The sequence below is a fragment of the Flavobacterium ginsenosidimutans genome, assembly GCF_003254625.1.
Taxonomy (GTDB): Bacteria; Bacteroidota; Bacteroidia; order Flavobacteriales; family Flavobacteriaceae; genus Flavobacterium; species Flavobacterium ginsenosidimutans.
The window spans coordinates 362,886-377,539 of sequence record NZ_QJRJ01000081.1 but is presented as its reverse complement, the minus strand read 5'-3'; the positions used below and the strand labels follow the sequence as shown (position 1 = coordinate 377,539).

Below are 14,654 nucleotides of genomic sequence, written 5' to 3'. Positions count from 1 at the left end.
TTATATTATAAACTATTTTCTTTTGTAAACTGAATTACTTCACTTAATTTTCCGAAAGCGATTGCTACGTGAGTATCAGCCGCACCGTAATAAACCGCTAATTTATCTTCTTTAATATCGTGTAAAGCAGCACAAGGGAATACTACGTTTGGAACGTCTCCAACCATTTCATAAGTCTCTGCTGGTCCTAATAAATAAGGTTGTGTTCTGTATTTTACTTGGTCTGGCGAATCAACATCTAAAAGCGCTGAACCCATTGCATAACGGAAACCATTACAAGTATTGATAACTCCGTGGTAAATCATTAACCATCCTTCTTCTGTCAAGATTGGAATTGGTCCTGCACCAACTTTTGTACATTGCCAAGCACTTTGCTCAAACGGACTTGGTTTCATCACCAATCTGTGCTCTCCCCAATATTTCATATCTGGGCTATAGCTGATCCAGATATCTCCAAAAGACGTGTGTCCGTTATCACTTGGACGGCTTAACATCGCGTATTTTCCGTTAATTTTTTGTGGAAACAAAACTCCGTTTCTGTTGAATGGTAAAAAGGCATTTTCACATTGGAAAAATTCTTTAAAATCAAAAGTATAACCAATACCAATTGTTGGTCCGTTGTAACCATTACACCAAGTAATCCAGTAACGGTCTTCGATCCAAACCACACGAGGATCGTATTTATAAGCCGATTCGATCATTTCTGTATTACCAGACTGCATTACAATTGGTTCGTGGTTGATGTCCCAATTGAATCCATCTTTACTGAAACCAGCAAAAATATTCATCTGAACTGCTTTATTATCACATCTGAAAACCCCAGCATATCCGTCTCCAAAAGGTACAACTGCACTATTGAATATACTGTTTGATGAAGGAATCGAATATCTGTCGATAATTGGATTCTCAGAATATCTCCACATTACATCTTTACTGTTTTCGGGTCTGTCTTGCCAAGGAATAGTACTCATTTTTTGTTCTTTTTATTTATTAGTTTTTTTGTTCTTTTATTCTAAAGCTTCGTTTTGTCATCCTGAGGAACGAAGGATCACACTAGAAACTCCTCAATCTATATTACCAATCTTTGTCTATTTTCGAGTGTGATTTCTCGTTCCTCGAAATGACAAACTTCATGGTTAAAAAACTTTGTCAAAGTTTTGAACTTTGACAAAGTTGCAATACTTAATTTACTCTTCTATCTTACGAACTCGATCCAACCAAGTAAACTTCAACACTGTAGTCGTCACTAAGAAAACCACCAAAGCAACTGCCGCTTTTGGATAATCTCTGATAATGAAATAAATTGGAAGCAGAATCATACTTGACTGCCAAATAATACCAATTACACAATTCATCATATCTAAATAGAAATCATTATTTTTTTGGAAAGATTGATCTTCCGCTTTTAATTGTTTGTAAACTGGAGTCCAGAATCCCCAAGGTCTAACATTTGAATAGAAAGATTTTAAAACTTCCATATCTGTTGGTTTGCTTAAGTAAGTTCCTAAAAGGCAACCTAAAATTGACATTCCGAAAATTAATGGGAATAAGTAAATTGAAGGTACTTGCGAAAGATCATGCAAGAATGTTCCAGCTGTTAAATTTCCTTTGTTTTGATCTAAAACAAACTGAAGAGAAGCTGCAATTAATCCACCGACCATTCCCCAGAAATAACCCCATCCGTTGAAACGCCACCAAATCCATTTTAAGAAGTTAGCTGCAACGTATCCTCCGTATAAAGCACTTGTAATCCAAAGTGTTAATGAGTTAATAGAATCAGCAAAGAATCCCATGAAAACTCCAAGACCAACAACTAAGAAAGAAGAAATCTGACTTACTTTGATATAATGTTTGTTTGAAGCAACTGGTTTAAAGTATTTTTTATAAATATCATTTACAATATATGCTGGTCCTGCATTTACGAAAGCTGAAAATCCAGACATGAACGCCGCTAATAAACCTGCAAGAAGAATTCCTTTAATACCAACTGGGATATAAAGATTCACCACTTTTGGCATTAATAATTCTAAATCTGCGCCAGTTAAATTTACGTTTGCATTTAATTCTGGAGCTAAATTCACCAAAGCAATAACCACGATTCCAGTAATTAATAAATATCTCGGAATGAATAAAATCAAGTTAGTAAAACCACTCATGTAAGCTGCTTCTTTTACCGATTTCGTAGAAAGGACACGCTGTAAATCGTAACTTGGAGTTGGCCCTGCCACACTCGCGAAGAATCCTTTAAAAAGCGTCATTCCAATGAAAGCGCCAAACATTTTATAGCCTTCCGTATCAATTAATTTGTTGAATGTTTCGAATTTATCGCCCCATTGCGTTTCAAATTCCCATCCGAAGAAAACATTTTTCCATTCTGGTGTAATAACCGAATTAATCTGAATATCTGTATAATTAATAAAAGCATAACCCGCGATTAAAACTCCTGCAATAATCATAATTACATATTGAACAACTTCTGTTGCCACAACAGAAAACATTCCTCCTTTAACGGTATAAATTGTCGTTAAGAAAATGATTAACAATGCATAAGCTTGTTCTGACGTTAAGAAAACTCCACCATTCATGTGAACTGTTAAATCCCAAGGAAGAATAATAGTTACAAATTTTCCGATTCCAACGAAGAAATATGCAATGAAACCAATTGTAGAAATAATAGCAAAAATGGCCACAATAATATGTGATGCTTTTCCTGCTTTGTCACTTCCAAAACGAGTTAAAATCCATTCAGAACCTGTCATTACTTTTGATCTTCTAATCCAGACCGCAAGGAACATCATTACGAAAATCTGATTCCAAATTGGCCAAAGCCACATAAACATGAAGCTTTTTACACCATATAAAAATAAAACTCCAATCATCCAGGAAGTTCCTGAAACATCAAACATTCCTGAGCCATTGCTCAATCCTAAAAAATACCATTTGATTGATTTCCCGCCAAGGAAATAATCGTCCAGACCTTTTGATGCTTTTCTTGAAATCCAGATTCCTATACCGACCGAGAGTACGATATAGATTAAGATGATTGATACGTCTATTATGTTCATTAAATTATTTATTTTGAATTAGTTAGTTCAGACCCCAGTTTTTGTTTGGCTGCGCTCCCATTACAAAATGAAGTACGCCGCCTTTTAGCATTTCTTGGTGAGAAATTGCTGTTTTATTAAATGCTTTGCCGTTTAAAGTAGCCGATTGGATATAGAAGTTTTTGTCTGAAACATTCTCTGCCTCAATTACAAAAGTTTTTCCATTTGGAAGATTTAAAGTCGATTTTTCGAAAATCGGACTTCCAATTTCGTATTCACCAGAAGCTGGATTCATTGGGTATAATCCCATTGAACTGAATACATACCAAGCCGACATTTGGCCGCAATCTTCGTTTCCGCTTAAACCATTTGCAGTAGTATTATATTGTGTGTCCAAAATATGACGAACCCAATATTGCGTTCTCCAAGGCTGTTTCGCATGATTAAACATGTAAGCAATGTGGTGGCTTGGCTCGTTTCCATGCGCATATTGTCCGATTAAACCAGAAATATCTGCAGAAACGTTATTTCCTGTAATTTCAGAACTCTCTGTAAATAACTGTTCTAAACGTTTTGTAAAAATGTCATTTCCTCCGTGAAGCGAAATAAAATTGTCAACATTATGAGGCACAAACCAGCTGTGTTGCCAAGCATTTCCTTCAGTATAATCTGTATGCTCTCTGTGGTTAGAGTGTTTTGGATCGAAAGGTTCATTCCAAGATTTTCCATCTTCAGATTTTCCTCTCATGAAACCAGATTTCGCATCAAATAAATATTCGTAAGCTTTTGCACGTTTCGAGAAAAACTCATAATCTGCTGTTTTTCCTAAAGCTTTCGCCATTTGAGCCACACACCAGTCGTCATAAGCATATTCTAAAGTAATGGTAACCGATTCATCTAATAAATTATAAGGAATGTAACCGTATTTTTTGTAGAAATTCAAACCGCGTTCGTCCTGCATCATCGTTGCTTTCATTGCTTCAAAAGCTTTTTCAGCATCAAAACCTTTAATTCCTTTTAAATAAGCATCTGCAATAACTGGAATCGAATGATATCCTGTCATGGTATTGGTTTCATTTGCATATAAAGTCCAAACCGGAAGTATTTTTTTAGTTTCGTAATAGGCTAACATTGAATTAACCATATCAGAAACTCTATTTGGATCTAAAATAGTAAGCAGCGGATTTTCAGCTCTAAACGTATCCCAAAGAGATAAAGTAGAATAAGCTGTATAATTTTTTGAAGTAACAATTTTATCGTCTTCAGTTCTAAATTGTCCGTTTTTGTCACTATATGTAACTGGCGCAACTTGAGCGTGATATAAAGCAGTGTAGAAAATCGTTTTTAGAGAATCAACTGGAGTTTCAACTGTAATTTTACTTAAAGCTTTATTCCAGATAGCAGATGCATCTGTTTTAACTTTTTCAAATTCTTGATCTTTATCTAAATTGTCTTTCGCATTAGCGATACTTACAGAAGAAAGCGCAACTTTTACGCCTAATTCTTTAGAATTTTTAGAATCGAAGAATAATTGCAGAGCAGTATTTTCGCCTTCTGCACTCTTAGCTGAAACTACTTTTTTATCAGCTGTGATAATAGATTCGGTAATTGGTTTAGAAAACTTAGCTACAAAAAATACTTTCTGATTTTTTGCCCAACCCGTACTGTAACGGTAACCGCTGATCGTGTTTTCGTCTTCAACTGTAATGGCAGTTTTTGTCGCTTTATCCCAATTAATAGCAAAACCTAAATCGACAACAACAGATTGTTTGTCGTTATTATTATAGGTATACTTATGGTATGCGGTTCTTTGTGTAGAAGTTAATTCTACATTGATTTTAGGATCTTCAAGAAAAACTTGGTAATAACCCGGTATTGCTTTTTCGTTAACATGATTATATTTTGATTTATACGGTAGGAAATCGCGTGAAGTGGCCTTGGCGGTTAAGTCTAACTTTTTGTTTGTCGGCATAAATAAAATATCTGCCAAATCACCGATTCCTGTCCCGCTTAAATGTAAATGACTAAATCCAGAAACTATAGAATCAGAATAATGATAACCCGAGCACCAATCCCAGCTCGAAATTCCATTATCCGGACTTACTTGCAGCATCCCAAATGGAACTGTTGCACCCGGATACGTATGTCCGTGACCACCAGTACCTATAAAAGGATCTACATAATTTGTTGCAAAACTTTCTTTATGTTGATTTTTATCTACATTTATTTTGCAACTTGCAGTAAAAATTACCGTCAGAGAAAGCAGAGTAATTTTCCTCATATCAAAACAATATTAATTTAACTTTAAATTTAGATAAATTCAACTTTTACCAAAATATTTTTAGACGGACGACATTTAAACAGCTCTAAACATCAAAAAATAGTAACAAACGACATTTTAAATTAACAATATGATTTTTAACTCAAGCAAACCTTACAGCTTACCTATACGCTATCATATTTACTTTTGGCTGACGTATTTTGTGTTCAACACATTCCGTTGGGGAAGCTATTTTAACGATTATGTTTATTCGTTAAAAACCACTTTACTCGGATTTCCAATTCACATGGCATTGTGTTATCTAAATATTTTGGTTTTGATGCCGAATTTGGTTTACCGAAAAAAATACTTCCTATATATAGTAACCGTTTTATCTGCAATTTTTGTAATGGTGGTACTCAAATTTAATTTGACTTATTTACTGATTACGCACAATGTTTGGCCCGAAGGTCCACAAACCATCAGCACACTCACACTCAATTATACTATAGATATGATGATGGGAGAATTGTATGTAATGACTTTCGTTACCGCAATTAAAATTACTCTAGATTTCTTGAAAGAACAAAGACGTGTAACAGATTTAGAGAAATCTCAGCTGGAAACCGAATTATTGTTTTTGAAGTCACAGATTTCCCCGCACTTCTTCTTTAATACCTTAAATAATATTTATTCGCTTTCTGTAGAAAAATCAAACAAAACTCCAAAAATCGTTTTGAAGCTTTCTGAATTGATGCGCTATATGTTATATGAAACAAAAGGCAAAAAACAGACTTTGGAAAATGAGATTATGTGTATTCAGAATTATCTGGATTTGGAAAGAATTAGAAACGGAGAGCGTTTAGAAGTTGACATGTCTATTTCGGGGGATATTCATGATAAGGAAATTTCTCCCGTTTTACTTTTGACTTTTGTCGAAAATGCATTTAAACACGGTGTTAATAAAAACACTGGAAATGTTCTCATTGATATCAGATTTAAAGTGAAAGGCGATTATTTATATTTCACAATTTCAAACCCTATGCCCGAATTTACCGTACATAAAGATAATTTTAACAAGGCAAGTGGTATAGGTATAGAAAACGTAAAAAAAAGACTTGAATTAGGATACAATAAAAGTGACTATAAGCTTTCATTTAAAAATAAAAAGAATATTTTTGTCGTTAAACTAGTTATAAAAGTCACGTAACCCCGTTTTTAACTGTTTTGAGAATTATCCCTACAAAAACCAAATAGTGGCCCAAAAATAATATTACAAATGAAAATAAAGTGTTTGATTATCGATGATGAGCCATTGGCAATAAACGTTATTAAGAGTTATATTGAGCAGATTGAAGATTTAGAATTAGTAAATACATTTAGTAATTCTATTGAAGGATTAAATTTCTTGAAAAACAATACCATTGATGTAATTTTTCTAGACATAAATATGCCTGTTTTAGACGGTATTAATTTTATTAAAAGTTTAGAAAATCCCCCTTTGCTTATTATTACAAGTGCTTACGATCAGTTTGCAATTGAAACTTACGAGCTTGATGTTTTAGATTATTTGGTAAAACCAATTGAGTTTCCGAGATTAATGAAAGCGGTAAACAAAATCAACAAACGTCTTAATAATGCAAGTAAGCTTCCGCAGGAAAACAGCAAAGAAAACCCTTTTATTTTCGTTAAAATAGACAAGAAAAAAATGAAAAAGATTTTCTTGAACGAAATTTTGGTAATCGAAAGTTTAAAAGATTATTTAAAAATCAGTACAACTTCAGGGAAGTTTATCATTCACAGCACTTTATCTGATTTCACTAGTTTATTACCTGAAAGAGATTTTATCAGAATCCACAGATCATACACAATTGCAATTGACAAAATCGATGCCGTTGAAGGAAACAGTATTGAAATTGAAGGACTTCGTTACGTTATTGGAAGATCTTATATTGACGAAGTAAAACAGAAAATTTTGAATTCTTCGATCTAGTGAGAAGTGATTAGTGAAAAGTAAAAAGTTATAAGCAAGAAGTTAGACACAAAATGTCTAACTTTTTTTATTCCTTTTTCAAATAACATTTCACATTTTACAATTAACATTTTACAAAATAATAAAAAACGAAAATGCGGCCAACCACGACCGCATTTTCTCTCAATTATAGGTAACTAACCAAAATAAACCATGAAATAGTCTATTATCTTTATTGCTGCAAAAGTTTAGAAATGATATCTTTTAAACGCTTCGATAGCCGAATAATCTGCTAAACCTAAGCTGTGATATTTTTCTGCAGTCAATCTATTTCTGTCTTCAACTCGAACCCAAAACTCTCTGCTGTCATCACCTTGAAACATAACGCCGTCTTTTTGAGACTGGTGATAAAAAATTGCATGTCGTTTCTTTAAAACTTGGTCAGGACTCATTGGAACTGCCATGTCAATTTGGTACGATTCCCATTCATGCCATGCACCTCGGTACAACCAAACCCAGCAATCATCCATAAAGCTTTTGTGTTTTAGTCTTTTCAAAGCTTCAAACAAACTGTCTAAACACACTTTATGAGTTCCGTGCGGATCTGCTAAATCTCCAGCGGCATAAATTTGATGCGGTTTTATTCTTTCAATAATGTCACACATAATGTCAACATCTGCATCTGAAAGATTATTCTTTTTAACCGTTCCTGTTTCGTAAAACGGAAGATCTAAAAAGTTTACATTCGAATCTAGCAAACCAATATAACGAGTCGCTCCAAAAGATTCGCTTCTTCTTATTAATCCTTTTAATTTTCTAACTTCAGACGAATCCATTTCTGTTCCAGTTCTGCTCTTAAGAAAATCTATAATTTCATTAGAAACCTCAGAATTTGGATTTAATGCTCTTGAAATTTCTGCAAACTTCAAAGCTTCTTCGTTAGAAACTGCAATATTTCCAGAAGTTTGGTAAGCTACATGAACCTCGTGTCCTTGCTCTACCAAACGGTCGAATGTTCCTCCCATCGAAATCACATCATCATCTGGATGCGGACTGAAAATAATTACTCTTTTCTTCTCTGGAGTAGAACGTTCTGGTCTGTACGTATCATCAGCATTTGGTTTTCCACCTGGCCAACCTGTGATGGTTTGCTGCATTTTATTAAACATTTTTATGTTCAAATCGTATGCAGTTTCTTCTTCTGTCAAAAGGCTCGACATTCCGTTGTCGTTATAATCTTTATCCGTTAGTTTCAGGAAAGGTTTCTTCGTTAACTCACTTAACCAAGCCACCGCTTTTAATTTTAATTCGTCTGTCCAAACACAAGACTTCACCAGCCAAGGCGTTTTTACTCGTGTCAATTCAGACGAAGCTTCTGTATCCAGAACAAATGTTGTGTTGTGATGCTCTTGTAAATACGTAGCTGGAACGTGCGAAGAAACTTCCCCTTCGATTGTCTCTTTTATAATTCCTGCCTTACTGATTCCCCAGCCTAGCAAAACGATTCTCTTTGCGTTTCTAACGGTTCCAATTCCCATTGTAATGGCTTTTCTCGGAACATTGTCAATTCCTAAAAAAGAAGAAGCCGCGTCAATACGAGTCAAATGATCCAAGGTAATACTTCTGGTTCCTGAATTAACATGAGAACCTGGTTCATTAAACCCAATATGTCCTGTTCTACCGATTCCTAAAAGCTGAAAATCTAAACCTCCATACGATTTAATTTTCATTTCATAATCGATACAATATTGCTGTAATTCCTCGGCACTCACCTGCCCATCTGGAATATTGATATTTTCTGGAAGAATATTTACATGATGAAATAAATGTTCGTGCATAAAATGATAATAACTTTGAATATCATTTTTATCCATCGGATAATATTCATCTAAATTGAAAGTAACTACGTTTGCAAAACTAAGCCCTTCTTCTTTGTGCATTCTAACCAATTCTTCATAAACCTTAATTGGCGAAGAACCTGTAGCCAAACCTAAAACACAAGGTTCGTTTAGCTCATTTTTTCTCTGAATTAAATTGGCGATTTCTTGAGCCACCAAAAAAGATGCCTCTTGCGATGATTCGAAAATAACATTGTGAATTCTTTCAAAACGAGTTTCTTCAAACTTTCCTGCTTCTCTAAAACCTATATCTTCTTTAATCATATGCCTTGTCATTTAATTTCTAAGTTAAAAGTAGAATTAAATTATCCGTTCTAAACAAAAATTCGACTAATAACGACTGCGCTTCGGCAAAAGACAAAAGAAGACAGTTTCAAAAAAGGAATTCTTTTTTTACAAGCTTTAGAGAAGCGAAATATTTATAGCAAAAGAAGATATAGATTTACATTATAAAGCTCCGGAGGAGCGAAATATTTATAGCAAAAAGAAGATATAGATTTACATTATAAAGCTCCGGAGGAGCGAAATATTTATAGCAAAAGAATAAAGATTTACATTATAAAGCTCTAGAGGAGCTTTTTTTCATTTGTCTTATTTCTAATCTGTTTTATTAATCAAACGTTCCTACGGAACGTATAACCATAACTCCAATTTGATTCTACCGATATAACATTCCTACGGAATGAATTGTTAGTGCAAACCTATATTTTATTCCACAACTCCAATTTCTGCAATCGAAACTGTTTGCGCTTTTCCCACAGCAGCTGTAGCGACAAATTTCAAAAATCTTGCTTTTACTGCAGTAAAACTCTTAATTTGTTCAATTGGGTTATGTTTAATATTCGAAAATTCTCCTTCTGATTGTTTGTCCCAGTAAAAACTGTCTACACTTGTATACAATTCATAATTTGAAATCAAATTTAAATTGTTACCAACCTGTTGCGGCGTATAAGTAAAACCTTTAATACTGACCAATTCTCCCATATCTATAACAACAGTTTGTGGCAGCTTGTTTTCATCGTTTCCAAATCCCCAATCTGTGTTTGCATCTCCATCAATAATTCGTTCAACCGATTTATCGTCTCCGCTTGAAACCGAGATCACTTTCCATTTTTCTTTAGAAACACCATATTTCGCAGTTTTTACCGCACTATTGATTTTCTCTTTCGTATTTCTCGAAATAGCTTTGATTTCTACCGCTTTATTATATATGAATGGAGTTTTGTATAAAGTACTTTTTTCTGAAGGATTTTTTCCATCAAGCGAATAATAAACTGCATTTCCTTCTTCCGATTTAATCGTAACCAAACCATTTTTATCACGAAGAATTTGAGGTTCTTTAACAAAAGTCGGCGCATTATATGCCTCAATTGTATTGATTACAAATCCCGCTTTTGCATCTAAAATATTAACTCTAATTGCAGAAGCTGTAACGCGGTCTAAACGCAGAATTCTTTTATAGCCAATTGTAGTTTCATTGGCAATAGTTTTCCATTGTCCGTTTACATTTGCTTCAACAGAAAATGCTTTTACACGCTGTCCCAATTTAATATATTCTTGAAGCAAAATTCTATTAATTGCAGTGGGCTTATTAAATGTAAATTCAATTGTAGCTTGTTTTACTTTATCGTCTGTTGCCCAGTATGTGTTTTTATTCCCATCAACAACATTCTGAGGTCCAAAATTAGAATCAACTCCTCTTGTATTTGAAGCTTGAATTTTTGTTCCTGCTAATAATTCCTTTTTGAAATCGGCTTTGATTGTTGCAACTAATTCTTTTAATCTTTCTTCATCATTTTCATGAACCAAACCACGTCTGTCAACTGGCAGATTTAATAATAAAGTTGCATTTCTCCCAATCGATTCGTAATAGATATCTACCATTTCGTCAAGCGAACGAACCTTATCGTCTTCAACTGAATGATAAAACCATCCCGGTCTGATCGAAACATCGGCTTCACCAGGAACCCATTTTTCACCATCTTCATGTCCAGACATAAATTCAGTGTAATGAACTTTTCCAGCCAATTCATCTTTCTGACGTAATAACGACCAATTGGTTTTTCCTGCACGACCTTCTTCATTTCCAATCCATCTTGCTTCAGATGGACCAACTCCCCAAACCAATGTTTTTGGTGCTATACTGTAAATTAACTTATAGGTTTCATCCCAATTATAATACGTAAGCGAATTGATTTTTCTAGTTTCATTTGCACCTCCGTAATAACCGTCTCCGCCGTTTGCACCATCAAACCACATTTCAAAAACATCTCCGTAATTCGTCAATAATTCTTTTAATTGATTTCTGAAATACGTGATATATTCAGGTTTTCCGTATTGCGGATGATTTCTATCCCAAGGTGAAAGATATAATCCTAGTTTTAAATCGTATTCTTTACAGGCAGCAGCTAATTCTTTAACCAAATCGCCTTTTCCATTTTCCCAAGGTGAATTTTTCACAGAACGTTCTGTATAAGCCGATTGCCATAAACAGAATCCGTCATGATGTTTTGCAACTAAAATAATTCCTTTCATTCCGGCTTCTTTTACCACGCGCGCCCATTGACGAACATCTAATTGCGACGGATTAAAAAGTTCTGGCGATTCGTCTCCGTAACCCCATTCTTTATTGGTAAAAGTGTTTAATGAAAAATGCACAAAAGCGTAAAATTCCATTTCCTGCCAATCGATTTGTTTCTGCGTCGGAACTGGTCCAAAAGGCTTTGGCGCATTCGCAAATTCCTGACTTGAAGCATTAGAAATTACACCCAAAAGACATAAGGAAAGGAATATTTTTTTCATTGCTGATCTGCTTTAAAATGGTCTATAAAGCATAAATGTACTATAAATTGAAATCTTTCGAATAGAATTTCGACCAACAACATTTTTTACAGCACTTTGGTATGAAATGATTTTATTTAAATAATTCGTTTGAGTATACTATTTTAAAACAACTGTTTTTTGAAGTTGTCTAAAAAATAAAGCCCAAATCTGTAGATTTGGGCTTTATTAGTACATTTTGATTGTAGTCTTACAACTTGAATATTTTATTTACAGAGAAAATGTATTGCTTTAACTATCAAAAGCAATATCAGCTTAGTTGCCAACAACTGCTTTTAAAGCTATATACTTTTCAATACCTTTAAAGTTATGTCCTTTTTCTCTCATAGCTTTAATGAAAGTTGGCGTTGCACCAACCGCTTTTGCACCCACAATATCATCTAAATCTAGATCTGAAAAACCCAGATCTTTATATTCCTTAATTAAATCTGCCGTGATATTTTGCGATTTTAAAGCCGTAAGATTTTCAGACGAAATGTTTTTATAACCTACTTTTTCGAATTGGCCAACATATTCTGGAGTTACATTTAAAGCTTTTAAAGCAATTAAGTCATCGTTTGAAAGATCATTATAACCCATTTTCTTAAAAGAATCAATATAAGCCTTATCTATATTTAAAGCTTTGAAAGCAACAATATTGTCCTCATCTTCTTCTCCATTTCCATTCTTTTTTGTTTTTCCCGAAGAACGGTAATCATTAATATATTTTCCGTCAATATTCTGAGATTTTAAAGTGATCAGATTTTCTGGTGAAACATTTTTATAACCTGATTTAATAATGTCTTCAATAAAAGCTTTATCAATGTTTAAGGATTTAAAAGGAATCAAGGTTTCAATATCTATATTTCCAATTCCGGCATCTTTAATAGAATCGATGTAATCTTCACTTACGTTTAAAGCCGCCAACGGAATTACTTGTTCTTTGTCTACATTTTTATACCCTTTTTTATGCAGCATTTTTACATACGACGTTTTTATATTTACAGCAAAGAAAACCATAAGATCTGTATCATCTGCCAATGTAATCCCTTGTGCAGCCATTTCTTTGGCGAAATTTTTATTGCCAACAAACTTATACGTTCCCATTCCGCTATTTCCGTCAAATTTTCCGGTAAAGTTCATTGTTCCCGCTTCACGCGTTAGAGAAAATGTTCCTTGTTTATCTTTTGATAATCCGCTAAACTCGCTAATATCATAAGTATGAGTAGAATGGCTATTCCCGTCGTTTTTAAATTCCATTTCTACCGTATTGCCTTTGATTGTGGCAAACCAGTTTCCTTCGGTTTGATCACCCTTTTGAGTGTTTGAATTCGCTTTAGTTTCTTCGTTTTTAAGATTCGAAGTTAGCGTCTGACTTTGCGCTGCCGGTTGATTAAAAAGGCAGGCAAACAATACCAATAATGGTAACAGGAAAAAATATTTCCATGTTGTGTTTACGTTTGATTTTTTTGAATTCATCATAATGATTCGTTTTTTGAGTAATGATTGATTATAATTAGTTGTAAGACTCAAAGGAAATTGTGGCGCCGCTACTTTAAGCAGGCTAAATTGATAACTTTCTTTTTCTACGCTACCTTGTTGTAGCATTTCGTTATCAGTCAAAAATTCAAGATTACTTTCTAATGCTTTTCGCCATTGCCAAGCAAAAGGATTAAACCACTGAAAAACAAGTACGATTTCTGCAAGCAAAAGATCAATAGTATGTTTTTGCTCAATGTGAATTTTTTCATGCAGCAAAATCTGATTGTACGTTTCCCATTCGTATTTTTCAGGATTTATAAAAATATTATTAGCAAAAGAACAAGGTGCTTTATCGCCTGTTATTTCGACAATTCTAAATTTTCCATCCCGAATAATCTCTGATGTGTACGCTCTGTAAAATAATATAACAGCTTGCATCAAAAAATTAAGCGCAAAAACAATGACACCAAACCAATACAAATACACTATCCACTGCATGACCAAAGCCATATTAAATTGTTGCTTTGTTTCATTTACTAAAACTTCATTTACAGGAAGTGTTTTTAGATCAGTAATTGATTCTTTTGCAACTGTTTTTTTTATGGAAGGAATGGCTGCAGTTGCTTTCTGTTTTTGAAGGGAGAATTGCTGCGGAATCGGAAGCAACGGCAAAGTAAAAGCTACTAGCATGCATCCAAGCAAAACAAATCTATTCAAATTATAAAAAGTTTCTTTCTGCAAAAGCAGCTTATAAAACATAAGGCAAGCAAAAAGAATAAACGCTGTGTATAGAATATAAGGTATCATTTAGAATCTTTTTTTATCATGTTTACGATTTCGTCCAATTCATTTTCGGTTAATTTTTGCTCTTTAGCAAAAAAGGCAAGCATTCGTGGATACGAATTATCAAAATACTGACTCACAATATCTTTCAGCGCAAATTGTTGATATTCTTCTCTTTGAATTACCGGAAAAAAGCAATGCATATTCCCTATTGTTTCCCGATTTAGAAATCCTTTTTCTTCTAATATTTTGACAATCGTCGCAACACTATTATAATGTGGTTTCGGATCTGGCAACAATGGAATAATATCTCTGATGAAGGCTTTGTTTAAATCCCAAAAAACCTGCATAATCTGTTCTTCTCGTTTGGCTAATTTTATCATAGTAGAAATCTT

At 33.9% G+C, this 14,654-nt stretch carries 9 protein-coding genes; 2 read left to right on the top strand and 7 right to left on the bottom strand.

The genetic code is table 11. The features are described from left to right. Nucleotides 1-5: 5 nt before the first annotated feature. The 3 genes from DM444_RS19660 to DM444_RS19650 all read right to left on the bottom strand — a co-directional run bounded on the left by DM444_RS19660 (nucleotide 6) and on the right by DM444_RS19650 (nucleotide 5,325). On the bottom strand, nucleotides 6-971 hold the full coding sequence (locus DM444_RS19660; protein WP_111289801.1) for a glycoside hydrolase family 130 protein: 966 nt from the start codon (nucleotides 969-971) through the stop codon (nucleotides 6-8). 216 nt (nucleotides 972-1,187) lie between these two features. Next, the gene (locus DM444_RS19655) at nucleotides 1,188-3,065 is read right to left on the bottom strand and encodes a sodium:solute symporter family protein (protein ID WP_111289799.1); all 1,878 of its coding nucleotides are present in this window, start codon (nucleotides 3,063-3,065) and stop codon (nucleotides 1,188-1,190) included. A gap of 22 nt (nucleotides 3,066-3,087) precedes the next feature. Beyond that, nucleotides 3,088-5,325 carry a GH92 family glycosyl hydrolase gene (locus tag DM444_RS19650; RefSeq protein ID WP_111289797.1) on the bottom strand — a complete coding sequence of 746 codons (2,238 nt, stop codon included), beginning with the start codon at nucleotides 5,323-5,325 and terminating at the stop codon, nucleotides 3,088-3,090. A gap of 130 nt (nucleotides 5,326-5,455) precedes the next feature. Here DM444_RS19650 and DM444_RS19645 point away from each other — a divergent pair, with 130 nt between their 5' ends. Together DM444_RS19645 and DM444_RS19640 are read left to right on the top strand one after the other, a co-directional pair. Continuing rightward, nucleotides 5,456-6,514, top strand: a complete 1,059-nt coding sequence (locus DM444_RS19645; protein ID WP_111289795.1) for a sensor histidine kinase — start codon at nucleotides 5,456-5,458, stop codon at nucleotides 6,512-6,514. A gap of 69 nt (nucleotides 6,515-6,583) precedes the next feature. Continuing rightward, nucleotides 6,584-7,297: a LytR/AlgR family response regulator transcription factor gene (locus tag DM444_RS19640; RefSeq protein WP_111289793.1), complete on the top strand. Its 714-nt coding sequence runs from the start codon at nucleotides 6,584-6,586 to the stop codon at nucleotides 7,295-7,297. Nucleotides 7,298-7,524: 227 nt separating this feature from the next. Here DM444_RS19640 and nagB read toward each other — a convergent pair whose 3' ends face one another. The 4 genes from nagB to DM444_RS19620 all read right to left on the bottom strand — a co-directional run bounded on the left by nagB (nucleotide 7,525) and on the right by DM444_RS19620 (nucleotide 14,642). Next, entirely contained in the window at nucleotides 7,525-9,438 is a 1,914-nt protein-coding gene (gene nagB, locus DM444_RS19635; protein WP_111289791.1) for a glucosamine-6-phosphate deaminase, read from the bottom strand. A gap of 444 nt (nucleotides 9,439-9,882) precedes the next feature. Next, nucleotides 9,883-11,976, bottom strand: a complete 2,094-nt coding sequence (locus DM444_RS19630) for an alpha-L-fucosidase (RefSeq protein WP_111289789.1) — start codon at nucleotides 11,974-11,976, stop codon at nucleotides 9,883-9,885. 294 nt (nucleotides 11,977-12,270) lie between these two features. Then, nucleotides 12,271-14,283 (bottom strand): M56 family metallopeptidase, encoded by a 2,013-nt coding sequence (locus DM444_RS19625; protein ID WP_111289787.1) that lies wholly within the window; start codon nucleotides 14,281-14,283, stop codon nucleotides 12,271-12,273. After that, nucleotides 14,280-14,642, bottom strand: coding sequence for a BlaI/MecI/CopY family transcriptional regulator (locus tag DM444_RS19620; RefSeq protein ID WP_111289785.1), 363 nt, complete (start codon nucleotides 14,640-14,642; stop codon nucleotides 14,280-14,282). The genes DM444_RS19625 and DM444_RS19620 overlap by 4 nt, the downstream gene beginning before the upstream one ends. Nucleotides 14,643-14,654: the final 12 nt, after the last annotated feature.